Genomic DNA, 26,136 nt, shown 5'->3' with positions numbered 1-26,136 from the left:
TTGAATCATTGAAACGAGGATTAGCGTAAATGAACGCCATCGACAACAGCAAAATGCAGAGGGACGACATCAGCCTCGGCGACCTCATGGGCGTGCTTGCGGGCGCCAAGGATTCGCCGCTGGTTTTTTATTTCAATGGTCAGCCAGTGAAGCCCGGCTATCACGTCACCGAGGTCAAGGCCGGCCAGTTCTCCGCCCTCGACTGCGGCGCCAATCCGGAAGCCTGGTCCGAGATCTTTATTCAGCTCTGGGATATCGAGGAGGGGGATCGCACACACATGCAGGCCGGCAAATTCTACGCGATCATCCGCAAGGTCACCGAGCACGTGAAGCTCGATGATACTGCCAAACTGACCTTTGAAGTCAGCGACGGTGTTCAGCCCATGCAGCTCTACTGCGCTGCCATGCCAACGCTGCGCGCCGGCGCCGTCCACGTTGAACTGTCGCCGCGGCCGGCAAGCTGCAAGCCGCGTGATCGCTGGCTGGCCGAGCAGCAGGCCCAATCACAATCATGCTGTGGTCCGTCGGCCGGAAAGACTGCCTGCTGCCCATAGACTCACGGATCGCCCGGCGGCAGGCCGGTTGTACCGTCGTTTCGACCGGGCGCCCGGGATGGCTCTTGCATGATCCGCACATAGGCGGCCAGCAACGCGGAAAGCGTAGCGACCCGCGGCTGGACTCTCGTCGGGCAGCGCACGGTGGCGCGATGCCTGTGCCGTCGGCGTTCGAGAGCATGGGCGAGCAGCCCGATCAAACGGCCGTGACCACCTACCAGCAGGATAGAGCGTCGCCAATGTGCGGTCGCAGCGTCGTCGACAGCAGGCAGCCAATCATTCGGTCGCAGGGTAAGCCGCTCGAAACATCGGATGCGCGCTGATGTCGACAGGCGGTTAAGGGGCGCCATTGAATAGAGCCCGACGATGCTGGGCATGCTCAGCAGACGCCGAACGAGAATATTACTGCCGGCGGATCCGGCTATCGCCTCGAGCTTGCAGATGTCGTTGAGGCAACGGTTGAGCCGTCGTGCCGCCGGGCTGACAATGGTTGTCGACGCCCGACGCAGATCGTAGCCGCAACGGGCACAGCGATGTTGCGGGACGAGTTCAACCTGGCTGAAAGCCGCAATCCGGCTGCGGCAGGATGGACATCGGTCGCGTAACCCGCATTTATGTTTTGCACATGCAATTCGGGTTGCCAGCCGCCACTCCCGCCGAAAATATGGTTCTGTGTCGCCGGCAAGGCAGCGTGGGCAAAACTGCAGCCAAGTTGAACCGTCGCGACGTCCTTGGCTGCCAAGCGGCAGCAGGAGCGCTCGCAACGGTGACGACGTCCATGACATCGCCGTGAGCTGGCGTTGCGTAACACCGGTGCGCGCGCATAGCAGGTTCGCCACATCGGTCGGGAGCTTCAGGTCGAGCGACGCCGACCACATCCCCGAACGGAGGGCCTAGCACGCGAGCGAAGGTTCTGGGCGCGATGCCATTTGCGAATGCGAGCCGATGCAACCAGCTCGACAGCAATTCGTCAGGCTGCCATGTGGGAATGATCGGCCACCGGTCCGAGACGACGTCACGGTATCGCTCCTGGATGCGTACGATCAAGCCAGATGCCTTGGCCTCCGTCATAGAAGCGTCTCGCGCAAGATTGGAGTGCGCCGCTGCGAAAGCGGGACGTGGCGGAGTTCGTCGATTCCGGCCTTAGTGATGCGCTCGGTCCCCGATCTTATCGCGTGGATCGCCACCTTGGTGACGATGGTGACGATCTCGCCGATCAGTCCCTCCGACAGGGCGAATATGCGACGGGCCAATCGTTCATCCGATAAATCCGAGCTTCGCGTTAGGGGAAGCGCTGCTTCCAGGCTGTCGAGGAGCATGAATAGTCCTCGTCATATTGCCAGCGCGGAACCGCGACGAGGTCGAAGCGGCTCGCCATTTCACTGGTGGCGTTGACGAGGTCATAGACGGCCACTTCGCCGATCAGCACCGGAGAGACATCATATTGGCGGCCGATGCGGCGCAGGAAAGCGAAGACCGCCTCTATGTCGCGATCACGTCCTCGCAATGCATTGTGAAACTCGTCGAAAATCAGCACCCTCGGCTTGAGGCTTGCCAGCAAGTGATCGAGTTGTTCGGCCTTGCGGCCGATATCCCGCATCTCGGCGCCCGGCGCCCGCAGCGCCTGCAGAATACTCGCGTAGAAGTAGCCAAGCCCGGCACCCTCGCGCGTTTGAACGATCCACACTCTTTGCTTAGGCGCGGTTCTTAAGTGTTCGACCGCAAGGCGCTCCGCAATCATCGTCTTGCCGTTGGCGTATGGGCCGAGCAGCATCAGGCCCTGCGTCCGCAACGACTGAGGCCGTGATAGCAATTCCGTTAGCCGTCGATGGGCGTCCTTGGCGACGTGATGCCCGATCCATCGCGGGGCGCGGATATAGGCGATCCGTTCCTCTGGATCACGATCCAGATAGGGCCGGACATGGTCCAGCAGATGATCCGACATACTGGCTACCAATCTTCGACTGGCAGCCTGCGCTTTTGGCGCTTGGGATGTTCGCTAGGAACAGACGCTTGCGACCGCACGGCCGCATACGGCTTTGCCGCCGCGGCGGCGTGCGCGCTACGCGTCGCATCCCGCAACTGGCTTTTGGAGGGTTTTGCTGCTTCGACAATGGTTGCGATCTCGCGACGAAACGCGACCTTTTCGACATTGGAGCGATGGTTTGCCACGCGTCGGTTCGCGCGCTCGATCTCATGCTCCCAAAGCGTCACAGGCGCGAGATAACCGTCGCGCCGTTCGACCGGCCGAAATTCTGCGGTCTCCAGATCCCGGATATAAACATGGCTGATGTCCCGCGGGTCGTATCGCACGTCCAGCTTTGCGAGCCGGTCGCGCCGTGGAACCAGGACGCCCAGCCATGGCGAATAATAATGAAGGGCGAATAGACTGATTCCTTGCGGCGACAGTCGCCTTTCCGCCCCAGGCAGGAACGACAGCAATACCCGTTGTGGATCGTCGTCGGAATGAGGCAGGTTCGCGCTGCTCCGCTGCCATACCGTGATCGGCACCTTCAACGTTTTCGAATTTTGCTGAAGATTGTGATCGATCACCGCCAGCGCGACGCAACGCTCCAGATCCGCAAAGCTTAGGCGTGCACGGCGCTCGGCCGGATATTCGTCACGGTCGACCACCGAGCGGCCCGACGAACCTGGATAAGCGGCGAGAATCCCGTTGAGCTTACCCAGCAATCGCTCGACCACGCCGCCCTGATGAACGCGGCCGCGATCGCGATAGCGGATCCGGATGCCATAGTCATCGCAGCCTCGTTGGAACGCATGTCCCTTGAATTCTTTCGCAGAATCCGTGACGAGCAGCCGCGGCCGGCCGCACATCGGCCAGACGTGATCGAGATTTCGCACGGCAAGCCATGGGCCTTTGGGGCAGATCGCCTGCGCCAGGCACAGCGCGACGGACAGGACGGAAGGCTTTTCCAGCGTCAAGCAGAATCCGACAATGGCGCGTGTCGCAACATCGGTAACAATCGTGAGGTAGGCACGGCCCACGAAGACCCCGCCTCCGTCGATCACCTCCACGAAATTGATATCGGTTGGGGTATGGTCGATTTGACAGACGTCGAGCGGATGCTCGGCGTGGATATAGCCCGGCCGCGGCTTTAACCGCAGCAGGTGCTTCGGATTGGCCGACCGCTTCCTGGCAATCTCTTCCGGCGTAAACAACACCGGAATGCGTCTTGCGATGGCGACCTGAGAAGGCGAGGCAAGGCCAGCCTCCTCGCAGCGGGCGCGGATCTCGGCGACGACTGGGGCAAGCGGCGGGGCCTCCAGTGTCAACCATTGCTCGCGCAGCGTTTCGTTGATGATGCCTTCGATCTCAAGTGAAAGCCGCTTGCGCCGGGTCGCGGCAACGCGGGGGAGCAAGGCGGTCACCCTCCGATCGGCGCGATAGCGTGCAAGAAGATTGTATACTTGCCGTGAGGATAGGCACAGTTCCGCCGCCGCGCGCGCGATAGCAGGTTGCCTCGGACCGTCCTCATCGAGAATCTTGTCCAGCTCGCGGGCTATACGGCGCGCCGTCGTCCATTGCTCGCCCGAAATCGCGCGAGCACCAGCTGACGTTCGATCGTGCAATCGCTTTGGCAAAGGTGGACTTCATTGAAATCGTTAGCGGAAAATCGTTTCCTTTTTATCGGCTAAACCTTAACTGCAGTATGACATTTTCCAGATTGAAATCGTAAAGTAAAAGCCACAACGTGGGGCAGATTTGTTGGCGGTGCCGGTTTGTCAGGCAATTGGGGGGCGGAACAAGAGAAGTGCGAAATCGTACGCTCTCATGACCGTCATGGGTGTGAGGAAGCATAGGCTGCCTTCGGCGAGTTTACATCGACGGCGGCTGAATTCAACCTGACCGGTGTGCCGCGATCCGATCGGACGACGATTGATCTGACCCCCTCATCGGTCATTTTTAAGGAGAAAGCGGTCCCCCTTAATAGGGTTTACTGCATGCATTCTGGCGAGCGGGAATTTCTGCAGCGGGAGCGTGCATCCCCCAATTGCGGTATGTCTGTCAGGGGTGTCTTCCATATAGTCTCTTCGCTAGCCCGGGATTTGATCAAATTTTCGGTTAGTGGCAACCTCAAGGAGGACAACAAAATGTCGTCGGTAAAGAGCTATTTCAGACAAACCACGTACTACGTTTTCCTCGCCGCAACAGCAGCGCTGCCATCCCTAGCATTGGCAGGATCTTGCGAAGATCACATCATTCAGCGAGGGCCGAGTGAGTTCATCGGAATGTGTCTCGATTGTTACCACGACACGCCACGTGTCTCTTTCAACAGCGACGGTACGACCTTTTACGACTGTCATCATGGCGACCACGTGGCGACCTACAGGGGACAAGTCTACGTTAACAGCGCCTCTCGCTAGCAAGGTTTCTGAGGGTAGGCTGTGAAGCCAATAGGTAGAAGAACCACTTTTCTTGCACTCATATTTGCGGTCATCTCAGCTTGTTCCTGTCACGCCGCTGGGTGCTTCGATCACTTCACGTATCATCGTATGGAAGGCGACATCGGTGACGGTTCGGTCAACCATGTCGTGGACAAGATCGCAACCGGAAACGCCGGTGGCGTTGGCCTGCTGGGGTTCGGTGCGCCTGATGACGGCGTGAAATATCTCAAAGGCAAACCGGAAAAAGATTGGACCGCATCCGACTATTCAGCAATCATCCAACAGGTCAGAAGGGGTATTGCTGGAGCAGGAACGGATATTCATAACCCCGATTGGGCCGATCGAAATTTTCGCGAATTCGGTTTGAAGTTGATTGAATCCTTCCAGTGCCGACAAAATCTTGCGGCACGTGGTATTGCCGTTCCGCAAGATCGCGGATCGGGAACCGCAGAACCTCCATCAGACGGGCAGAAAAACAACCCAAGTTCAGCAGATGGCGCACCTTTCGAAGATCCGTCCGTGTTGAAGAGAGGCCTTGCCATCAAGAAGGCGGCGCAAATTGCCGCGCTTGCCGATCCAAGCCTCAATCCGTTTGGAAAAATGTCGGCTCGATCCGCGCAGTCTCCGCGGGCGGAAGATGCTAAGGAGAAGCCTCACTACCGAGCAGCGGAAGCTTGCGTGACAGTCGTCAAGGCGGGTCCTGAGATGCTGGGCAACATCCTGCAAAACACGTGTTCATTTGCGGTGTCAGTTGGATTCTGTACCAGAAGTGCGAGGAACACAGGTGCCTTTGCCTGTGGAAACAACCAATGGGGCGGCGACGTTATCGCGCCTGGCAAAACGGCGGCCATCATGGGCGCCGGCGTTCCCGAAAGCGACGATCCCTTTGAATTGATCACCATGGCCTGCGAGGCGCCCGGCATCCCGAAATACATCAACGCGAGAAGGTACTCATGTCAATGACCTTGCAGGGCGCGCCTGGCAGCCGCCAAGTTAAAAAGCGCTTATCTTGTTTGCTTGGGTTGGCGCATATGGCGTTCCTCGCAATCTGGACGATTTCAGCCGTTGTCGTACTGCCATCGCACGGTCACGCCACAATGCCGGGCGAATTTCTACGTGAGAACGATACCGGAAATACAGTGAAGTTATTTGACATCGAAGATCGTATCATGCCGGACTATCTACCACTTTGTGGTGCGATCCAAATACGTTACAGCTTCGAAGTCCTTATGCATTACCAACCGGAATTCGGTCAGCACGTCGACGTCTTTTATCTATGCCAAGCTATGAAGAAGGTGAGGTCTGATATCGAAATCGATCAGCTTCACAATTGGTATTTTCGCAATCAAGCTTCATTCGCCGAGAAGAATCCAAAACTGTCGGACCCCGATAAATATGCATATGCAGCGCAGCGGCTAAAGTTCTTTGATACGGTGATAGAGCCGTTCATGCGAGTCAACAACGATCTTCTTGAAAAGTATAAGGCAAGCAAGAAGGCCAACATATTCGAAAACTACGCTGATCTGAAGGCGCGTCAAATTACGCTGCTAAAGAACGCAATTGCCTATTGTCAGGCAAATTCCTTCCCCGCAGGCTCGATCAGCGAAATGAAGCTTCTTCTAAGCAATATGAACACCTTCTTTTCGGACAGGGCGGGAAAGAAATCGTTGCAAACCCATAAGTCGATGAAATTTTGAGAGCGCAGCCGGCGTCGCTCCACAAGGAACCTGATCTTGTCAGAACGCGCCGCAGGCACTGACATCAATTCCGATCGGGTCCGGATACTCCGCTTTCGTCGGAACCGATGTTGCCAAGCTGAAGAATGCAATTGCGATTGTTGAATCTGGCCGAGACGGTGGCGCGGGTAATCCGACAGTAATCGCCGAGCTCCGAGGCCGCTACGATACCGATTAGCCATCGCCACTTAAAGGCTCGGCACGAGCCCTGCCTGTCGAGTTTCACGACATTCTAACCTCGGTTCAATTCCTGGCGGAAATGAACCAGAGGCGATCACGGAGAGCGTGTGAGCGCTCCCGAGAATGTAGCGGGAGCGGCCGCAAACCTTATGGTCGCGGTGTTTTGTCCCGTCATCGTCATGGTCGCGGTCCCGTGCGACCCGTCACCTTGCGCAACATAGTTGAACGTCAGAGTATTGCCGTTAACGGACCCAGAGAACGGCGTGTTGAAGCCGCTTTTTCCATCATGCCATGTACCGGTTACAGTAGAACCTCGGGTGCTTATGACGATGTCTGCGGGGTCGGCAACAAATAGCCAGCGCACCTGCCCCGCCCAATGACCGGAAAATCCGCTTGCCACCATGCCGGTCGCCGGCGCTGCACCGTGTGAGGATGAATCGCTCTTATTCGCATAGGCCGTGCATCCGCTGATCCGAATGTCCCGGCTTGAGACAGGCTTGGTTCCAAAAAGGCTTTCGGTGTCCGCATTCTTATTTTTCAGCACAGTTTCGTAGGGGGTCGAATTGACGAAATATTCGACCTTGGAACAATTACGGGCAGAGCTTCTAACTAACAACTCCGCGCCATAACTTGGTGCCGAGCCATATGCCCGCTCGAGCGTGATCGTTGGTGTGCATTTACCGATCGGTCTACCGAAATCACAGTCGGCAGCGTTCGCCACCATGGCAACGCTGTACGCAATCATTACCAAATATAATTTTGACCCCACGAACCCCTCCTAGCATTTATTTCCGGGGCATTCCCCACAACATCGTGCGGCATCATCCATCGTTTCAAAATGACGACGACCGATCAGTCTCCAACAATGCAAGACCAGAGTAGCAGGACGCATCCCCTAAATGAGGTATGTCCATAGCCGCTGCGCTAGGAGATTTCGGGATCCAACCTGGGTAGACAACCTTCTGAAACATCGGCTCTGCTATCGGCATGGCATTGTTCGAGTGTTCCTGCACTTACAGTAGGCACGTCCCCTTTGACGCAGATACCGCCTTACGGAGACAGTGCTGAACTTGAACAATCATCGCAGACGTATCATCGACGATCTCTCAACTATTATCGAGGAGGCGGCGTTCAATCCCGATCATTGGCAAGTTTTTGCCGACAGATTCTGCGAACTAATCCCTGGCGCAAAAGCCCTTTTCCTCGCCAATGATCGACAGGCTTACCGCGATTTACCTCTGGTTCATTCTGGTTTTGAAAACGACGCGATAAAGAAGTTTGCTGAACACTATGGTACGATTAGCGGCTGGACGCCGTTCAATCTCGCGCTTCCGGTGATGACGCTGCGCAGAACCGAGGACTATCTTCCATCCTCCTCGTTCCGCAACACCGAATTCTACACCGATTTTCTACGACACCTGCCCGATAGTGACGCGGCAACGGCTATTAAGCTTAGTGCTGATCGCGAACGAAGTGCCGAATTTGTCGTGCACTATGCCGCACAGGATAACGAGCGGATCAACTTGGCCGTTGAGCCAGTGATGCGAACGCTGGCGCCAGCGATGAAGCAAGCTCTGTCAATGCTGCGCATCCGAGTGGCTGATGGAAGGGCGGCCAGCCGCGCAAACATTGTTGAAGCGATTCTCGATCCGGCTTTTGTGCTTTCTTCCAAAGGTCGCGTATTGGCGGCAAACAGAGCGGCGCGGGCACTCGCAGACGAAGCTACGCTCTTGCGCATAGCACCTGGCGACCGCCTACAGTTCCTATTCCCACAAACGGCTGCAACCGTTACGGAGCAGGTGGCGAAGGTCATGCGCGGACAGTTGCTCCCTGTTGGTCACGAGACCATACAAGCTCGTCATGAAGGCGCCCTTTACTCGATTGCTGCTCATCCGATGGCGCCAAGTGCACGGGCTGGTTTCGATCTGCTCGCATCTCCGGAGCCATGCCTTTTGTTGATCATTCGCCCATTGCTCGCATTAGAGGCAAGTGCTTCAGAGGTATTGCGCGCAACGTTTGGACTGACCGCAGCGGAAGCACGGTTGGCAATCGGATTGGCGAAAGGCGCTTCTTTGTCCGCAACGGCTATCTTTTTGGGGATTACCTATCAGACGAGCCGGTCGCAGTTGAAAGCCGTCTTCGCAAAGCTTGGCGTGCACCGTCAAAGCGAGTTGGTCGCCGTCCTTCACCCCCTTATTGGCGCTTTATAGGTGCGGATCCTGCACCGTTCTGTTGCGGAATTACAACGGACCTCCATGGCGATGCGCAATCAAATAGCAAGACCCCTCAAATGCGGGATGCGAGTACATCCCGTCATCCCAAAAAATAGTCATGCGAAACATCGTGCACGTCCCGTGGCGCTGTTGAAAATCTCTTGCTGAATGAAGGATCGCCATGACGAAAAATGCCATTCTTGTTGCCGCCTTGCTTCTCTTTTCTCCAGTAGCGGGTCTCGCCGCTGACCTTAGCTCTCAATCTCCCGAGCCACTGGCGGCGACAACTTCGCCGTTCACTTGGACGGGTTTCTACGTCGGGGGCTATGCTGGCGGTTCCTTTGGAACCAACAAGTTAAAAAGCCTCGGCGGATCGACGAGCGTTTCCCTCTCGCCTGACGGTTTCACCGGCGGTGGTCTTGTCGGCTTCAACTATCAGGTGGGCTCCGTCGTTTTCGGCGGTGAAGGTGAATTTGGCTATGACGGCTGGAAGGAAGGCAAAGACTATCTCAACGCCCGCGGTGGAACCCGCCACGCTGAATCCGAAGGCTCTTACATCGGCCGCGTTCGCGACCGCGTCGGCTATGCCATCGACAATCTGTTGCTGTACACAGCCGGCGGCGTTTCCTTTGCCGACGACAAGGTGACCCAAACCAATAACTTCGTCGGCGTCTCCAATTCGATCACGAGGGATCTGGTGGGCTGGAACGTCGGCGCCGGAGCGGAATACGCGTTCACCCCCAATTGGATCGGACGCTTGGAATACATCTACGATGGCTTCGGCAAGAAAACCTATGATTTCCAGTCATTGCCTGGCTCGTTTGCCAACCGCAGGGTCAGCTTCGATCAGAGCACCGTCCGCGTAGCGCTCTCCTACAAATTCTAACCGCGAAGGGCCACTGTCTCTGCCTCGGTCTATCGGACCGTAGAGCATCCTCGCATCTTCTAACTGAGATGCGGGGACGCATTCGCGACGATTTTACTTTCAACTCCAAGTAATTGCTCCAACAGAAGAGGATTCCATGAAACCCACCGCACTACCTATCATCGCCGCCCTTCTCATCACCGTTGCGACGCCGATGGCGCAGGCAGCAACCTCTGTGCTCCAACTCAAGGACACCAAGATCGACGGATGCAAAAAATTCACGACGAAAGCGGGCAAGACCTGGAAGGCGACAGGAAAAATCGTCGTGCAAGGAACATCGTGCCCCCCAGAATTCAAAGGCAAGCCAACGATCCGCGGCGAGATGCTCGATGCCCACTCGGTCAAGCTGGCAAACGGCTCGATTTGCAAATTCGATGACACCGGCAAAGGGCATTGCAGTTGACACCTTGCCGCTCGCCGCAGCGACGCATCTTGCAAATTTGCGCCGCCAGGAAAATCCTCAAAACGCTGACAAGTGCTTTTACGGCTCTGGCAGCGCTTGTGATCTCTCTGTCGCCCGCTTTTGCTAACACGCTCGAATTTTCATTTTCTCCCACCGGCGGCGCACTAACTTCCGGTATTGTAGGCAGTTCGTACAGCGAAACCTTCACCTACACGGCGATAGCTGGTCAGATATACAGCTATTCCCTCAGCGCCGGCAGTTTGCCGCCGGGCATCGACATTTCTGGTTGCGAACCCGCTGCCTTCGGAGGAGCAGCTTGTTCTGGCTCAACTGCCTACCTGACCGCTTCGTTGTCCGGCACCCCAACAACGGCGGGCAGCTATAGTTTCACATTTGCTGTGACCAACATATTTACCGGCGAGACTGGCTCCGCGACCTATACGCTGATCGTGCGTGAAGCTATCCCTATCTCCAATGCCGTTTTTGCCACAGTCCCAGCCAATTCGTCGAACAATGCGATCACGCTGAACATCACGGGCGGCGTAGCGGCCTCGGTTGCGATTGCAACCGGCGCCAGCCATGGGACGGCGATCGCATCGGGAACATCCGTCACCTACACGCCGGCATCAGGCTACAGCGGTTCGGACAGTTTCACCTATACCGCAACCAATGGCTCCGGCACCTCTGCGCCCGCAACGGTGAGCGTGACGATCACGCCGCCGACGCTGTCATTCTCGCCGGCAAGCGGAGCACTGCCCGCCGGCGTTGTCAGCACCGCCTACAGCCAGACGGTCACTGCTTCGGGTGGAACCAGCCCCTACAGTTACAGCACCACCGGTACGCAGCCGCCCGGGCTGACGCTCAACCTTTCTTCCGGTGCGATCACCGGCACGCCGACGACCTCAGGCGACTACAGTTTCTCCGTCACAGCCGCCGACGCCAACGGCGCCACGACGTCTGCCGCCTATACGATCGCGATTACACCGCCGCCGACCACCTTCGTCTTCTCGCCGGCCGGCGCCGCACTGACCGATGCCATGGCTGGCGAAGCCTACAGCCAGCAGATCTCGGCAACCGGCGGCACCGGAGTGAAGATCTACAGTCTTGCCTCCGGCAGCCTACCGAACGGCCTGGTGCTCAATATCTCGACCGGAGAGTTGACCGGCCCGCTGGCGCCTGACACGCAAGGCGACTACAGCTTCGCCATCCAGGGTCGCGACGGCAACGGCGCAACCGGAACGGCCTCCTATACGCTGAAGGTGCGGACCCGATCCATCAGTGTCTTGGATAAGGTCATCAACGTGCCCGCGGGATCGACGCCCGCCGACGTTTATCTCAATGGTGGCGCGACCGGCGGGCCGTTTACCTCCGCGGTCCTTGCGTTTGTGGAACCGGCCAATGCCGGCACCGCGATGATCATCCAAGGCGAGCTGGCGCAGGCAGGACCCGTCACGACCCCGGTCGGCTGGTATCTGCACTATACGCCGAACCCGGCCTATTCCGGCCAGGCCCGCGTCGGCTACAAGCTCCTCAGCGCGCTCGGAGCCTCCAACACGGGCACGGTCACCTATAACCTCAGCTATGACGCCGGCAAGGTTGCCGAGGACATCGACGGGCTCGTGCATGGCTTCGTCCAGTCCCGCCAGAACATGATCGCAAACACGATCGAAGTACCGGGCCTGCTGCAGCGTCGGCAGATGCTAAAGGCGACCGATCCGATCAGTGCACGCATGACGCCGTCACAAGAGGGCATGATGTTCGGCTTTTCCACCAGCCTGTCGCAGATGCAGGCGGCCGACGGCGATGCGGAGGCTGCTTCTGTGACCTTCAACGTCTGGGTCAGCGGTGCCTTCCTTGCCTATGATGACAAGAAGAACGACAGCAGCGGCAAGTGGGGTAGCTTTGCCATGGTCAACATGGGGGCGGACTATCTGCTCTCCGAGCGCGCACTGATTGGCCTGTCCCTCCATTATGACCGCATGACGGATCCGACCGATGAGGATGCCGAGCTGACGGGCAACGGCTGGCTCGTCGGTCCCTATGCCTCGCTGGAGATCGGCAAAGGCGTGTTCTGGAACGGCAGCCTGAGCTACGGCGGCTCCAGCAACACGATCAACACCGAGTTCTGGGACGGAAATTTCGAGACGACGCGCTGGATGGCCGATACCTCACTCGAGGGTCAGTGGAACCTCGACGAGGAGACGACGATCTCACCGAAGCTGCGGGCGATCTACTTTTCGGAAAAGGTCGACGACTATACCGTCAAGAATAGCTCCGGTGACGCCATAACCATCGACGGCTTCAACGAGGATCAGTTCCGTGTCAGCCTGGGAGCGGAGATCGCCCGCTCCTTCGTGCTGGAAAACGGCACCAAACTGAAACCGAAGCTCGGCCTTACCGGCGGCTTCTCTGGTATTGACGGCGCCGGCGCCTTTGGTGCGGTTACCGCCGGAGTGTCGCTGCAGACCATGAACTTCTGGATGCTCGATACAAGCCTGCTCTTCAATATCGAGGGCGACGGTAAGAAATCCGTCGGCGCCAAGGTCGCTGCAGCGAAGAAGTTTTAAGCGATGCCTCAAAGATCGGTCGGGATCGATCACACCCGGCGGATCCTATGAGATAGATCGCAAATTATTTTCGTTGCGGCATGCTCCATGATCGAACCGGACTCGAGCCTGAAATACCGTTGCGGCTGATGGGGTCGGCAAAAGCGTCCTTCTTGAAATTCCAGTCGACGAATGCGGCAAATAGCTAGATTCCGGATCGGTCACGACGAGACCGAGACGTTTGGGACGCCGACCGATCTCGCCGCCGCATATTCCATTGCGGGTTTGCCGCTATGCTGCCCGCACACCGCCATGGTCGAGAGATAGATCGCCGGACGGATGGCCTACAAGCTCAGGCGCGCCACTGTTCCTGCCGCATTGGAATATAGCGTGAACGTCCCGCCAAGGGCGTCGGCCCTTGCTTTGATGTTAACGAGGCCGCGCCCTCCACCCTTTGTGGCGGCCGTAGCATTTTCAATGCCTATCCCATTATCGATTACCATTACGACGCAAGACTCCACTTTCGCATCACTTGCGCTTGGCTCTTGAGCCTTGTCGGGACATGCGAGCCTGAGGGTTACGACCCTTGCCTGTCCGTGCCGGACGGAGTTGGTGATGCATTCCTGTATGATGCGAAGCACATGCAGGGTCGCCTCGGCGGAAAGCGTGAGATTTTCTGCGCCCGGATCGATTTCCCAGCGCGTTTCGACACCGACCGCCGTCAAACGCGGACCTAGCCGATAGCGGAGGTTTGCCAGTGCGTCGATCAGCGTCGTAGTGCTGGGACCGCGCGCATCGAGGAGCAGATGAAGCTCTTCAAGCGACGCGCGCACGGCATGCTCGACCTCAATCGCCGAAATTTCGCCTCGTGTCAGACCACTCAGCAGCAGGGATAGCCGCGTGCCGACACCGTCATGCATGTCGCGCATCAGCCGCAACCTTTCCTCCGCACCGATAGCTTCCCGTTCCGCGATCCGCCTGCTCTCATAGACCATTTCGAGATCCTGGCGGGCAGCAGCAACGCGTGCTTCGAGAATCTTGTTCACGCCGCTGAGTGTTGCTCTGGTCCGCGCCATATCGTCAGCGAGAAGCACACTCGTGAGGATCAGAGTGACAGGAAAGCTCAGCGCCATCCAGAGTACGCTCGAAAAAGAGCCAAAACCTCCAATCCAAAGGACATCATGAATAGCAGGTCCGATCTGTGCCAGAACGCCGATCAAAAGGACGACCCGATGGAGCGTCGGCTTCGAGATCGTGCGGTGAGTAAATACGCCAACGCAAAACAGGCCGATCAGGACCTGCGGAAGATACCAGAGCCATGGCGACAGCGCCATGAAGCGACCGGTCGGCAAGAGAAAGAGAACGATCGACCCAGCAACGGTGAATGCCGCTAGCGCAGTTTCGAACCTGCGCCAGCGACAATCGGAAAAGCGCAGCAAAAAGACGCAAATGAAGCTGAGGGACCAGCCCAGGGTGGCACTGACGAGCGGCCACCAATACTCGACTGACATCGGAAGGAAATCGAGAAAACCGTGAAAGTTGCGCAGCCCGAACAGCATCGAGCCGGCGCCGAATAATCCGTAGTTGACCGAACCGGCCGGATCGCGGAGCCAGCTGAACAGCAATGGAATGGCAAGCACGATGACCGTCAGATTGGCGATCCATAACAAGTCGACCTGAAAGAACCATCGGAGGCGATAGGCCTGATGAAGCGCATCCCGTGGTCCGAAGAAACTCTCCGAAAGCCCCGCTCTGCTGTTTGCCACGCCGGTGACCGATATGATGATCTCGTTGTCGCCAGGATGGAGTTTGTCGGCAGGAATCATAAGATAGAGGGGTCGATTCCAACGCCAGGAAGCACTGTCGCCGCTGGCAAGTCCGGCGAGCGGGACGCCATTGACTATGATGACACAGCGATTGCTGACACGGGGAATGTAGAGAGCCCGGTCGGCGATTACGTTCTGGTCCAAGGACACTTTGAAGCGGTAACGCCCGATGCCACCAAAGTCGGGATGGGTCTTGTTCCATGCGTCAGGCAGGCTGATCGATGCAGCCTCCGAAGGCTCCCCGGAGATTCCACCGCGAACCGGGGTATCGTCCGGGGAAAGCAGCGTGAGCGTCGCCTCGTCGAGACGCCATTTGGCCAGGGCGAGAGACGGCATCATCTGCACGACCGCTAGCGGAATGATGGCCACGACAGCGATAATGATTGCAACAAGGGCCAAATGCCGGCTTGTGGGCTGCAGGACGGGCGCGTTCGTCGATATTTCCATTTTCGCCTGTTCAGATGAGCCCGAGAAGGGAGGCTTCGAAGACGGCCTCTCCACGCGTGTTGACTTCGAGCTTTCGGTAGATCGCCTTTGCGTGCGAACGCGTCGTATGCGGAGATAGCTTGAGAAAGCGAGCAACCTCAACAAGCGTAAATCCCTTGGCGACGAGTTGGAGCACTTCAATCTCACGCGGCGACAGTTTTGGATCTTCGAAACCACCTGCAACCGCGTTTACCGGAGATGGACGGAGATCGCTTCTGGGAGAGAGCTGAGCCGTGGACGTTCGCCGTTGCACGGCAGCGAGAATGTGACGAGCGATTTTCGGATCGATGGGCGAGTGTCCTGCTCGCAGATCGTCAATCGCAGCGCTCCATTGCGTTGGCGTGCTCTCCTTCAGCAGGTATCCCGTCGCTCCGGCAAAGATTGCGGCAACAACGTTTGCCTCGTCAGCAAAGACCGTCGCGACGAGGATATCGGCGTCTGGCTGATATTGCCTCGCTGCTCGGATAGCCTCGATGCCTGATCCGTCGGGCAGACCGAGATCGACGATCATCAGATCGAAGAGCTCCGTCCGCATACTGCGCAACGCCTGGCGAAGATTGCTACAAAGGGCGACAATGCGGAATTCGGGCCGATGGCTGACAATGGCCTCAATCGCTTGCTGCCAATACGGATCGTCTTCAACCACGAAGAGTCGCATCGTTCCCTCCCTGAGGATTGCCCAAAGTAGCCTGAATGAGACTTTCGCGCCGGCGCAACAATATTTCAACGCAGATTTTCATCAAAGGCCGTTCCTACGAAGTTTATGGCGCTTCAAGGGTCCTCCTACCCAATGCCGATCCTTTCGATCATCACAGCAGCTTATGCGCCCTGGTAGCCTCTGCGGTCAGACGCTGATGATCGGATTGTCGAGGAAACTGCTTGAACTCAAGTTTCGAGCGCATTGTAGATTTCGCGCTGCCGCCCCATCTTCCAACGTTCTGAACGGTGATGCACATACCGTTTGCACTAAGTATCGTCTGATGCTGCAATGGATAGTCTTCTACCCTTGAAACTCCACGTCAGTAGGTTTGGATGGCCCCAACGCGACGATCGTTGCAGCGAGCGCGATGGACGGCATCTGGACAACCGGCATCGCCATGGCGGAAATGAAAATATCGTTGCTGTCACGCGCATCGTCTTTCCCTCTCACGCTTCCTGCCGCATATGCTCTGAAGCGTGGTCAGCCGTACATGGCACTTCCCGCGGCTTGGCAAGGCGGAGAAACAGATTGACCCCGGTTTCGTCGGAAAACACCGAGACCTCACAGGCGTCGAATTGGACATCGAAGCACAGGGATCTAAGGTTTTCGATATCTCTATGTATAAGAAACCACTGCCCGATGATTTCCATGTAGGGGCGTGAGGGATTGTCAGAGCCGAAATTGCCGATGACAAGGGCTCCTCCGCTCCGCCTTCCAGGCCCAAGGCAAAAGGCTCTCCATTTCGTTGGCTTTGACTTCGCCGGAGATGATGCATTCCAGCACATCGGCAAGCCAGGCGTCGGGGTCCACGCCGTTAAGCTTCGCCGTGTTCACGAGCGATGCCAGGACCGCGAAGGTCTGGCCACCCCGCTCGTTGCCCACGAATAATGAGTTCTCTCTCGTCAAGGCCACCGATTTCATTGAACGCTCGACGACGTTGGAGTCCACCTCGATCCGGCCACCATCGAGGAAGGCTGTCAGGCCGCCCCAGTGGTTGAGCATGTAAGTGACTGCCTTGCCAAGCGCCGATTTCGACGACACCTCGTCGCTCAGTTCGGTGAGATGGATCTTCAGCTCCCTCATGATGGGAGCCGCCTCACGACGCCTGCCGCTAAGCTGGGTATCTTCATCTTCCCCTCGTAGGTTTGCCTCGATGCGATAGATTTCGGCAATCCTGGCAAGGATCGACAAGGCCTCCGAAGAGCCGGTTAGTTTGACGACATCAACGAACTTTCGCCGGGCGTGGGCCAGGCAGAAGGCCAGCCGCATGGGGGCAACATTGCTCTTGCCGCGTCGTTTGACCATGGTTTTATAGGCTTGGTATCCATCAACTTGCAGCACGCCGGTAAACGACGACAATTGCCCCTCGATCTCGCGCGCACTGCGGCTTTCGGCAAAGATATAAGCAACCGCCGGCGGCGCCGGACCATTCCATGGCCGATCGTCGACCTCCTGGGCCCATAACTGGCAAAGCTTGGTGCGTTTGCGCCCCGGATCAAGCCGCGGCAACGGCGTCTCATCACAGAACATCCGCGGCTGCGAGCGGATGAAGGCAAGCAGCTCATCATAGAGAAGCTCGAGCCACCAGGCGACCCGCGTCACCCAGGCGCCGAGCGTGCCGCGATCGATGATGACGCCGCAGGAGGCCAGCATTTGCGCCTGGCGATTAAGCGGGAGATGCCAAGCAAACTTCGAAACGGCGACATGCGCGGCAAACGCCGTGGTCACCATGCCGCCGTCCATGACGCGTGCCGGTGCGGACGCCTGCACAACAACACTTTCGCAAGCCCGGCATGCATAGCGCGGCCGGATCGTCCGTTTGACCCGGACAATCGCGGGCACGATGTCGAGTGCCTCGCTGACGCCCGTGCCGATGCAATGAAGTTCGAACGAACAGCAGGGGCAAGTCTTGCTCTCCGGCTCGATGACCTCGTCATACCGCGGAAGGTGTTTGGGCAAACGGCCGATATTGCGGGCTGGCGATCTCCGCGCCTGCGTTTTGTTGTCATCGACCGGCGCGACATCGTCATTGGCAGCAACGGGAGTGTCGCTTACATCGCCCAGATCGAGCATTGCCTGCGTCGGATCGAGCACCGTCATCTTCTCCGATTTCGTCCCGAAGAGTTGGCGCTCAAGGAAGGCAACACGCGCTTTGAGGTCGGCATTCTCTTCGTTGAGCGAGAGAATGATCCGGGTCAATTGCGCAGCATCCTGGGGCAAGGGATCGGGTCGAAGCGGCAGGACAGACCCTACCATATGGGTCTGAATCTTCAAGCAAAACCAATAGGATCAGCCTGCTTTTGAGGGCCTCCTCACCGCGTTTCGTTTGACCCTCGTCCAGTCAATGCCGGCGAGCAAAAGCGAGAACTCCTGGCTACTCATCTGCATCGCGCCATCGCGGATCGGCGGCCAAACGAACTTTCCGCTTTCCAACCACTTCGTTGCCAGGATCATGCCTGATCCGTCCCAGTAAATGCAGCGAAGTCGATCGAGGCGCTTGGCGCGGAACACAAACACGTCGCCACAATAGGGATCGGCTGCAAGCGCTGACGCCACCAAGGCCACAAGCCCGTTCATCCCGCGCCGGAAGTCGACAGGTTGCGTCGCGATCATGATCTTCACGCCATTTGGCGAAACTCCGATCACCGGCGTCCTCGCATTGCCGCCACCATCGCCTACGCCAACTCGGGCGCCACCGAGCCGATAACCGTCATGCGCGCGCCAGCAATCTCGATCTCAATTCGACCTGCGGCCAAGTGGGCGACATCCGACGGCGAGCTTCCGGGAGGCGTTCGATCGCCAACCACCGTCACCGGCACGAACATCGTCTGCTGTGCGCCGGCCTTCGCGGTTCGTTGAGAGGTCAGCCCAGCGTCCCGACGCCAGACGTTCAGCAAGCCGCGATTGACGCCCCAGCGCCGGGCAACCGCCGAGATGTTCACGTCAGGTTCTGCGCTCTCCGCAAGGATCCGAGCCTTCTCCTCGTCAGTCCAATTCCGCCGCTGCCGCCGACCGGTGATCACCTCGATCCGACGATAGTTTCTCTCATGCCTGGCTTCATGCATGCCTTCATCCATGACTTCAAGCATGGCTTCAGCGCGATCTCCAACATGGGGTAATCGCGGCGCGATCGTCCCGGGCCCCTTTTTAAAAAATGATGGCTGGCGGGGGTGGTTGCCCCCGATAAGATGGAAAAACGGGCTCACGATTGGCACCGGGCCCAAACATCAAGTGGAGGCAACCATGGACCAATATATAGGGCTCGACGTTTCGTTGAAAGATGGAGTGGTTGCCGCCCTCCCCAGACGGCATCGCAATGTGCCAGGATAGTGGTGTTTACAGCCACTGAGCGGAAAGGACGGCAACCGTGACGAAAGATACAATGATCGGGGTGGATTTGGCAAAGACGGCTTTTCAGCTTCATGGTGCGTCGATGACTGGGGAGCTGAAGTTCCGGAAGAAATTGTCACGGGGGAGTTTTGCCAAATTTATGGCCGAGCAGCCTCCAGCGGTGGTCGTGATGGAAGCCTGTGGCAGCGCGCATTACTGGGCCCGCGAGATGAGCAGGTATGGCCACGAGGTGAAGTTGATCGCCCCGCATTACGTCAAGCCTTTTGTAAAGCGTCAGAAGAACGATGCGGCAGATGCCGAAGCGATCGTAATCGCGGCTCAGAGACCTGAAATGCGCTTCGTAGATCCAAAGTCTGCCGAGCAACAAAGCAGGGCAATTTTGTTTCGCGCTCGAGAGCGCCTTGTGCATCAGCGCACAGAACTGGCCAACGCACTCAGGGGCTGCCTCTATGAATATGGCTATGTTATTGCGCAGGGAATGCATCAGTTGAAACGCGTTGATGAGATCCTCAATGACCCAAATAGCGACTTGCCAAATTTGATGCGCGAGGAGTGTCGCGACCTGATGGACCAGATTGCCGAGAAGACGGTCCGCATCGATGCACGAACAGTGAAGATCAAGGCGCTGGCGGCTGAAGCCGACACAGCGCGGCGACTACAAACAATTCCAGGTGTCGGCCCGTTGACCTCCCTGGCTGTTGAGGCCTTTGCCCCGCCCATGGAGAGCTTTCGGTGCGGGCGCGACTTTGCCGCATGGCTAGGTCTTGTTCCGCGCCAATTCTCCTCCGGTGGAAAAGAGCGGCTCGGACGCATTTCTAAGGCGGGCCAAGCTGATATCCGCCGACTCCTAATCATTGGCGCGATGTCGCGCCTAACCTGGCTGACCCGCAAAGCGATCATTGAAGGCTCATGGCTCGCGCGCATTGCCGCGCGAAAGCCACGAATGCTTGTTGCGATAGCATTGGCCAACAAAATGGCGCGTACGATTTGGGCCGTGCTCACGAAAAATGAGGATTATCGAGTTCCGACACAGGCAGCCGTTGCATGATCGATATGCCACTGCTGCTTGGTTTCGGATAAAGAGGGAGTAAGAAGGCGACGACCCGAATGGGCAAAATGATCGAACAGATCTGGATCAGGAAAACCAGTGTAGTATCTTGAGCATCTGAGCTCGTTTGAAAGAGTTGGGCCTTATCCGCAGATCACCATACCGGCCAGCGGCTTTTGACATGCCGCATTTAAAGGCCTGACAGAAGACCGCACTCGATCACTCGCATATTTGGGTTAGAAACTTCTTGCCCCACGGGCGGCAACCACAGAAGATACAGCAATCTCAATCCGACAGGACGGGCAGCGGATATGGCGGGGAAAATGCCCTTCTGACCCAAAGCTTTTAGCGCAGATGATCCGCAAACATGCCCCGCACGCCAAGCGCGTTCTATTCGAGACAGGGCCGCTTTCGACGTGGTTCTATCATGCGCTGATGGCCGAGGGGGTTCCCGCGATCTGCATTGAAACGCGGCATGCGCAAAAGGTATTGAACGAGACGCTCAACAAGACTGACGCCAATGATGCGGATGGGTTGGCCCAGTTGGCTGAAGCCGGCTTCTACAAGGTGGTCCGGGTAAAAGCGTTCGACAGCATGCTTACGCGCACCTTAATCGGGGCTCGAAATCAGCTACTGAGCGTCTCAACCCAGCTGAGCAACCAGGTCCGCGGCCTAATGAAGACGTTCGGTCTCCTCGTCCCTAAAGGAACAGGTCGGGCGTTCGATGGCAATGTGAGAGAGCTTCTAGCTGGGAATGACAACCTCGCACGGATTATCTTGCCTCTGCTCGATGCGTGGCGAGACATCCGCAAACGCGCGGCTGATCTTGACCGCCAACTGCTCGCAGCGGCGCGGCAAAGTCAGGCGACAAAGCTTTTGATGACGATACCGGGCATCGGCGCCGTCACAGCAGTCTCCTACGTCGCAGCGATTGAAGATCCCGGAAACTTCAGAACATCGCGCTCGGTTGGCGCTTGGCTCGGATTGACACCTCGGCGCTATCAATCAGGCGAGGTCGACTATGACGGCCATATCTCTCGAAGAGGTGACAACCATTTGCGGGGATTGCTTTATGAAGCCGCGATGGTGCTCCTCACGAGAACCAGTGCCAGGAGCGACAGCGGTCTCAAAAGCTGGGGGCTTAAGCTGCGTGAGCGGCTCGGCTTCAAGCGCGCTGCGGTGGCGGTCGCGCGAAAGCTTGCGGTCATCATGCACAGCATGCTCAAGACAGGAGAGGTGTTCAACGCATTGGCCGGCACCACCGCATAGGCGAAAAGGGCCGGCCTTCTCACCTCAGCGCGTCAAACCCGATTTGAGGCACTGGGCGTCCCTGCTGTGGACGTGGTTAGATCATTCCGCTTGAATGGCTGCAGCTCATTGAGACTGCGCCTCCAACATAGGAAGATCCTACCTGCGAAAACCCATTATGCGGCGACTCTATGTCGACCGCGGAGACAACCCTGCTCCCAGCACTGGACAGCTCTCGAAGAACAGGCGGCTAAGGGTCGATCCAACCAATCAATTTACGCCGCGTTGCCTGTTCTGCAACACGGTGATGATGCATCAATGCCCAGACGCCTTGACTAAGGCAATGCGATTAGACAACCATTCCATTCAGCTCCTATCGATGAAGGAGCTTATCTCGCGGCCTCAATCACAAAAGGAAAGGTGGGTTGTTCGTCACGCTCACCTTAGATCGCCAAGATCGAGCATTGCCTGCGTCGGATCGAGCACCGTCATCTTCTCCGATTTCGCCCCGAAGAGTTGGCGCTCAAGGAAGGCCACGCGCGCCTTGAGGTCGGCATTCTCTTCGTCAAGCGAGAGAATGATCCGGGTCAATTGCGCAGCATCCTGGGGCAAGGGATCGGGTCGAAGCGGCATGACAGACCCTACCATTTGGGCCTGAATCTTCAAGCAAAACCAATAGGATCAGCCTGCTTTTGAGGGTTTCCTCACCGCGTTTCGTTTGACGCGCGTCCAGTCAATGCCGGCCAGCAAAAGCGAGAACTCTTGGGCACTCATCTGCATAGCGCCATCGCGGATCGGCGGCCAAACGAACTTTCCGCTTTCCAACCACTTCGTTGCCAGGATCATGCCGGAGCCATCCCAATAGATGCAGCGAAGACGATCGAGGCGCTTGGCGCGGAACACAAACACGTCCCCACAATAAGGATCGGCCGCAAGCGCTGACGCCACCAAGGCCACAAGCCCATTCATGCCGCGCCGGAAGTCGACAGGCTGCGTCGCAACCATGATCTTCACACCGCTTGGTGAAAGTCCGATCACCGGCGCCCTCGCAACGCCGCCACCATCGCCTGCGCCAACTCGGGCGCCACCGAGCCAATAACCGTCATGCGCGCACCAGCAAGCTCGATCTCAATACGACCGGCGGCAGTGTCGACAACATTCGAAAGCGAGATTTGCGGGGACGACGCTGCATCGCCAACCACCGTCACCGGTACAAACGTTGCCTGCCGCGTACTGCCGTGCTCGGGTCGCCGGCGGATCAATCCTGCTTCCCGCCGCCACGTGTTCAGGAGGCCTCGATTGACGCTCCACCGCCGCGCAACGGCCGAGATGTTCACGCCAGGCTCCGAACTCTCCGCCAGAATAAGCGCCTTTTCTTCGTCACTCCAATCCCGACGCCGGCGCCTACCGGTAATCACCTCGATTCGCCGGTAATCGCCCTCGTGCCTGGCTTCATCCATGGCTTCAAGCATGGCATTAGCGCGGTCTCCAACCATCCGTCACGCTCCTATCGATCAACGAGCCTATCTCGCGGCTCAGATCACGAAAGAAAAGGTGGGCTGTTCGTTGCGCTCACGAACAATCGACGTGACTACCACGGCTACGGAAATCTGCGAGATCGCTCTCGCATACCGACTTCAAGGACGAGCCGCAATGCTCGACCGTTATCCAATACATCGACCGACAGATCCATAACGACAAGAACACGCATCGAGAGATTCGATCAATTCTATTCGTCGCATACGCAGTTTCTGTCGCCTAAGCATTTGTTGATGTTATCTAAGACCTGTCTGTCTTTTTCAATCTCAGGGGACCATTTTTGAATGAAGGCGCCCATTTGCGCAATGTAGTCCCTATGCGGATTGGCGGAGTTTGCCTCGTCGTCCCTATTTTTTATGGCCATGCCCAAATGTTCAGAATTTGTCGTCATGAGCTCCTGTTCTTTCGACGCCGCTTCTTGAAGACTTGCGCGGGATTGACAGGCCTGCTCGCCCTTGATTTCAAAGGCATCACAACTGTGGTAGGTGAAAGTGCTTTGAGAGGCTGGCTTGGTGCCAAAAGTACTTTCGGAGATCCATGTTTCATTTTCAAATACTGCGATATTTGCAGTATTTTCGATATAGTAGTACACCCTTGAACATTCGACGCTGGAATTGACAGTATATTCCGCGCCATAACTTGGCTTTGACCCATAGGATCGGTCCAAGCGCACGCCGCCTTAGCAACTTCCGATTTTCTTTTCCCAATTGCATTCGTGCGCCCACGCGTCTCCGCAAGACAAGAGGAGAAAAGCAGCCCCAACAGTCTTCAATCTCATGACCTCTCCCAAATAATTCCAAGCTATTTTCGGGCCACCAACTAGACCATCAATATCATGCTGGGGTGGATGCGCTTGCCGAATTTAATACCGAGAAACTCGAACACGCCTCCCCCGATCGGGGGAGGCGACAATTGTTTGCGTCGACCATAATCAAGCGGCAAGCGAGCCAACGCCGCTTCAAAAGCCATCCAATTCGAGGAAAAAACTTCCATGAAATACAGGTGCTTGACACTGTCTTTATTGGCGATTTCGTTATCAACGGCAGCCTACGCTCAGGAACGAATTAGCAAGGGCGGCTTCATGGGGGAGGTGAGCGGTAGATGCTCAATTGCTGGCGGACGAACAAGTCGGATGGAGGTCACCAACTCTGGCAATGGAAGCTACACCCTCCATCAGGAATGCCACTTTGCGGTGAACGACTACAATAAGACCTGGGGCTGTGACTGGGATTCTGGCACATCCGTCATGTCCTGCGAGACTCATTGAACGAGTGTCGAGACAGAGCTATCAAAACTGCGGCCCCCGCGCGAAAGGCAGTCCATGCGGCTCCATAATGCATGTCGCTAGACGACTGTCGACCTTAATCACAGACGAACGTCTCATTGTGAATTCGCCTGGATTCGACGAGTATCTTAGCGGCAACCTTAAGTGTAACTGATCCATAGTCGACGGCACCAAAAGGCGGCATAAAAGGCTGTTTCGATAACATCAATCGCCACCATTTCATGGACAGGCTGCGCACATGCGTTGCCGACCGGCAGTGACAGGATTGGTGGGAAAATTCCTGAATGCCGGCGTCTTGACGGAGGATCAATTCCTGCGCACGGACAACGGTACGCCGTAGGGTACCTACGCAAGTGGAGACCTCGAAATACCGGTGAATTGGTGATGGGCGGCGCGTCCTGATGTGTGTTGGCGGCTTTCGCCTCCGATATCATGCTGGATTTCGTGGTGTCGCCGCCCTTTCGGGACAGCCGGGGTCATATGGCCGCACGGCGTCCTTCGTGGAAGACGTAGCGGAGCATGTTGTAGGCGAGGTTGGCCATACCGATCTTTACCGTCGCCCTGTTGATGCCAATCGTGCGGATGAAGAGCTTCATCTTGTCCTTTTGCCTGGCGAAGACATGCTCGACGGCGGATCTGATCTTCGATCGTCGCCCGTTTGCCCGCGACATCGTTTCCGGCATTGGTTTGCCCTTCGGCTTTCGCTGGTGGATGTCCGACTTTAGGCCATTTTGCTTCAGCCATTCCTCATTGGTCTTCGAGCGATAGGCACTGTCGGCCCAGACGGTCGAGGCAGTATTGTCCTTTGCGACGACGTTCCTGAGTTGAGCGCCGTCATGGGCGGCCGCACTCGTCACCGTCCATCCCCGGATGAACCCATGCGCCCGGTCGATGCCGGCATGGTTCTTGTAACCAAACATCGGAATGGCGATGTCATGCTGCCGGGTCGCGGCTGATGTCGGCGTTTCCGTCGGTTGCTTTGCCTTGGAATACTTCACCGTCCAACGCGCATCCCGATCCTTCTGCGCGAGCTTGGCGGGCTTGTCCTTCCACTCGTCCGGGATCTCACCCGCCTTGATCGCGTCTTTCTCGTCCTGGCTGTTGCGCTGCTTGGGAGCCTGGATGATCGTTGCATCAACGATCTGACCACCTTTGGCTAGGTAGCCCGACCGTGAGAGATGCTTGTCGAAACGGACGAACAGATTGTCGATGGCACCGGCCCGCACCAAGCTTTCGCGAAACAGCCAGATCGTCTTAGCATCCGGAACCTTGCCGGAAAGGCCGAGCCCGAGAAACCGCCCTATCGGCGATGCGTGCATCGCCTGTCGGGTAAGACATGAATGACAATCGATCCTGGATGACGAACTCGGCCTGTTCGTCGGAGAGATTGTAGAGCGCCTGCAGCACCAGGATCTTGAACATCAGCACAGCCGGAAACGGCGGACGCCCGCCCTTCGATCCGTCGGAACGCTTCAGCGCTTTGGCCAACGGCTTCTCAAACGCAGGCCAGGGAATGATGCTGTGAAGCTTCTCCAGAGGGTCGCCGACCGCACTCAGCAGCTCGTAACGCTCGTCCAAATCCCAAAAGCCTGGCTGCCCGCGCATCATCCGATCCCTGCAAATCACGCAAGCCGGATTGATCACGAAAATTGGCTGAAGGGGAGGTTTTTAGAGGCGTCCAAGTTCCTA

At 57.3% G+C, this 26,136-nt stretch carries 21 protein-coding genes and 5 pseudogenes; 9 read left to right on the top strand and 17 right to left on the bottom strand.

What is annotated here, in order from left to right:
- Positions 1-29: 29 nt before the first annotated feature.
- Positions 30-554, top strand: coding sequence for a DUF6428 family protein (locus QA648_RS36700; protein WP_283055109.1), 525 nt, complete (start codon positions 30-32; stop codon positions 552-554).
- 2 nt (positions 555-556) lie between these two features.
- On the opposite strand, the gene QA648_RS36695 is transcribed toward QA648_RS36700, so the two are convergent.
- The 5 genes and pseudogenes from QA648_RS36695 to QA648_RS36675 form a co-directional block, all read right to left on the bottom strand.
- Entirely contained in the window at positions 557-931 is a 375-nt protein-coding gene (locus QA648_RS36695) for a hypothetical protein (protein WP_283055163.1), read from the bottom strand.
- 285 nt (positions 932-1,216) lie between these two features.
- Positions 1,217-1,432 (bottom strand): annotated as a pseudogene (locus QA648_RS37145) (TniQ family protein); the annotation flags it as partial.
- 49 nt (positions 1,433-1,481) lie between these two features.
- Positions 1,482-1,625: pseudogene (locus QA648_RS36685) on the bottom strand (hypothetical protein); the annotation flags it as partial.
- A pseudogene (locus tag QA648_RS36680) lies at positions 1,622-2,499 on the bottom strand (TniB family NTP-binding protein). The pseudogenes QA648_RS36680 and QA648_RS36685, both read right to left, overlap by 4 nt.
- Positions 2,500-2,504: 5 nt before the next feature.
- Positions 2,505-4,157 carry a transposase family protein gene (locus QA648_RS36675; RefSeq protein ID WP_283055108.1) on the bottom strand — a complete coding sequence of 551 codons (1,653 nt, stop codon included), beginning with the start codon at positions 4,155-4,157 and terminating at the stop codon, positions 2,505-2,507.
- A gap of 912 nt (positions 4,158-5,069) precedes the next feature.
- Here QA648_RS36675 and QA648_RS36670 point away from each other — a divergent pair.
- Positions 5,070-5,924, top strand: coding sequence for a hypothetical protein (locus QA648_RS36670; protein ID WP_283055107.1), 855 nt, complete (start codon positions 5,070-5,072; stop codon positions 5,922-5,924).
- Positions 5,915-6,658 (top strand): hypothetical protein, encoded by a 744-nt coding sequence (locus QA648_RS36665; RefSeq protein ID WP_283055106.1) that lies wholly within the window; start codon positions 5,915-5,917, stop codon positions 6,656-6,658. The genes QA648_RS36670 and QA648_RS36665 overlap by 10 nt, the downstream gene beginning before the upstream one ends.
- A 313-nt stretch (positions 6,659-6,971) precedes the next feature.
- Here the strand turns inward: QA648_RS36665 and QA648_RS36660 are convergent, their stop codons facing one another.
- Entirely contained in the window at positions 6,972-7,646 is a 675-nt protein-coding gene (locus QA648_RS36660) for a hypothetical protein (RefSeq protein WP_283055105.1), read from the bottom strand.
- Positions 7,647-7,947: 301 nt separating this feature from the next.
- Here QA648_RS36660 and QA648_RS36655 point away from each other — a divergent pair, with 301 nt between their 5' ends.
- The 4 genes from QA648_RS36655 (at position 7,948) to QA648_RS36640 (ending at position 12,985) form a co-directional block, all read left to right on the top strand.
- Positions 7,948-9,087, top strand: a complete 1,140-nt coding sequence (locus QA648_RS36655; protein WP_283055104.1) for a helix-turn-helix transcriptional regulator — start codon at positions 7,948-7,950, stop codon at positions 9,085-9,087.
- Positions 9,088-9,271: 184 nt separating this feature from the next.
- Positions 9,272-9,976 carry an outer membrane protein gene (locus QA648_RS36650; RefSeq protein WP_283055103.1) on the top strand — a complete coding sequence of 235 codons (705 nt, stop codon included), beginning with the start codon at positions 9,272-9,274 and terminating at the stop codon, positions 9,974-9,976.
- Between the two features lie 136 nt (positions 9,977-10,112).
- Positions 10,113-10,418 (top strand): hypothetical protein, encoded by a 306-nt coding sequence (locus QA648_RS36645; RefSeq protein ID WP_283055102.1) that lies wholly within the window; start codon positions 10,113-10,115, stop codon positions 10,416-10,418.
- A 398-nt stretch (positions 10,419-10,816) separates the two neighbouring features.
- Positions 10,817-12,985 carry a putative Ig domain-containing protein gene (locus tag QA648_RS36640; protein WP_283055101.1) on the top strand — a complete coding sequence of 723 codons (2,169 nt, stop codon included), beginning with the start codon at positions 10,817-10,819 and terminating at the stop codon, positions 12,983-12,985.
- Between the two features lie 323 nt (positions 12,986-13,308).
- Here the strand turns inward: QA648_RS36640 and QA648_RS36635 are convergent, their stop codons facing one another.
- The 5 genes from QA648_RS36635 to QA648_RS36615 all read right to left on the bottom strand — a co-directional run bounded on the left by QA648_RS36635 (position 13,309) and on the right by QA648_RS36615 (position 19,041).
- Positions 13,309-15,237 carry an ATP-binding protein gene (locus QA648_RS36635; RefSeq protein ID WP_283055100.1) on the bottom strand — a complete coding sequence of 643 codons (1,929 nt, stop codon included), beginning with the start codon at positions 15,235-15,237 and terminating at the stop codon, positions 13,309-13,311.
- 10 nt (positions 15,238-15,247) lie between these two features.
- Positions 15,248-15,934 carry a response regulator transcription factor gene (locus QA648_RS36630; RefSeq protein ID WP_283055099.1) on the bottom strand — a complete coding sequence of 229 codons (687 nt, stop codon included), beginning with the start codon at positions 15,932-15,934 and terminating at the stop codon, positions 15,248-15,250.
- A 711-nt stretch (positions 15,935-16,645) separates the two neighbouring features.
- Complete coding sequence (locus tag QA648_RS36625; protein ID WP_283055161.1) at positions 16,646-18,217, bottom strand: IS66 family transposase; 1,572 nt, start codon at positions 18,215-18,217, stop codon at positions 16,646-16,648.
- Between the two features lie 48 nt (positions 18,218-18,265).
- On the bottom strand, positions 18,266-18,622 hold the full coding sequence (tnpB, locus tag QA648_RS36620; protein WP_283055098.1) for an IS66 family insertion sequence element accessory protein TnpB: 357 nt from the start codon (positions 18,620-18,622) through the stop codon (positions 18,266-18,268).
- Between the two features lie 29 nt (positions 18,623-18,651).
- Positions 18,652-19,041 carry a transposase gene (locus QA648_RS36615; RefSeq protein ID WP_283055097.1) on the bottom strand — a complete coding sequence of 130 codons (390 nt, stop codon included), beginning with the start codon at positions 19,039-19,041 and terminating at the stop codon, positions 18,652-18,654.
- Between the two features lie 317 nt (positions 19,042-19,358).
- Between QA648_RS36615 and QA648_RS36610 the strand changes: the two genes are divergently transcribed.
- Both QA648_RS36610 and QA648_RS36605 read left to right on the top strand, forming a co-directional pair.
- Entirely contained in the window at positions 19,359-20,375 is a 1,017-nt protein-coding gene (locus QA648_RS36610; RefSeq protein ID WP_283055075.1) for an IS110 family transposase, read from the top strand.
- A 282-nt stretch (positions 20,376-20,657) separates the two neighbouring features.
- Positions 20,658-21,644, top strand: a complete 987-nt coding sequence (locus QA648_RS36605; RefSeq protein ID WP_283055160.1) for an IS110 family transposase — start codon at positions 20,658-20,660, stop codon at positions 21,642-21,644.
- 423 nt (positions 21,645-22,067) lie between these two features.
- Here QA648_RS36605 and QA648_RS36600 read toward each other — a convergent pair.
- The 6 genes and pseudogenes from QA648_RS36600 to QA648_RS36575 form a co-directional block, all read right to left on the bottom strand.
- Positions 22,068-22,256 (bottom strand): annotated as a pseudogene (locus QA648_RS36600) (transposase); the annotation flags it as partial.
- Between the two features lie 48 nt (positions 22,257-22,304).
- Positions 22,305-22,661: an IS66 family insertion sequence element accessory protein TnpB gene (tnpB, locus tag QA648_RS36595; protein ID WP_283055096.1), complete on the bottom strand. Its 357-nt coding sequence runs from the start codon at positions 22,659-22,661 to the stop codon at positions 22,305-22,307.
- Positions 22,658-23,119, bottom strand: a complete 462-nt coding sequence (locus QA648_RS36590; protein ID WP_283055095.1) for a transposase — start codon at positions 23,117-23,119, stop codon at positions 22,658-22,660. Before QA648_RS36590 ends, tnpB (QA648_RS36595) begins: the two co-directional genes overlap by 4 nt.
- Before the next feature lie 233 nt (positions 23,120-23,352).
- The gene (locus tag QA648_RS36585) at positions 23,353-23,829 is read right to left on the bottom strand and encodes a hypothetical protein (protein ID WP_283055094.1); all 477 of its coding nucleotides are present in this window, start codon (positions 23,827-23,829) and stop codon (positions 23,353-23,355) included.
- 152 nt (positions 23,830-23,981) lie between these two features.
- Positions 23,982-24,155: a hypothetical protein gene (locus QA648_RS36580; RefSeq protein WP_283055093.1), complete on the bottom strand. Its 174-nt coding sequence runs from the start codon at positions 24,153-24,155 to the stop codon at positions 23,982-23,984.
- 768 nt (positions 24,156-24,923) lie between these two features.
- Positions 24,924-26,052 (bottom strand): annotated as a pseudogene (locus QA648_RS36575) (IS5 family transposase).
- Positions 26,053-26,136 lie beyond the last annotated feature (84 nt).

The sequence above is a fragment of the Rhizobium sp. CB3171 genome (genome assembly GCF_029714265.1).
Classification (GTDB): domain Bacteria; phylum Pseudomonadota; class Alphaproteobacteria; order Rhizobiales; family Rhizobiaceae; genus Rhizobium.
The sequence above is the reverse complement of the archived record's forward strand: the minus strand, read 5'-3'. Positions and strand labels throughout refer to the sequence as shown.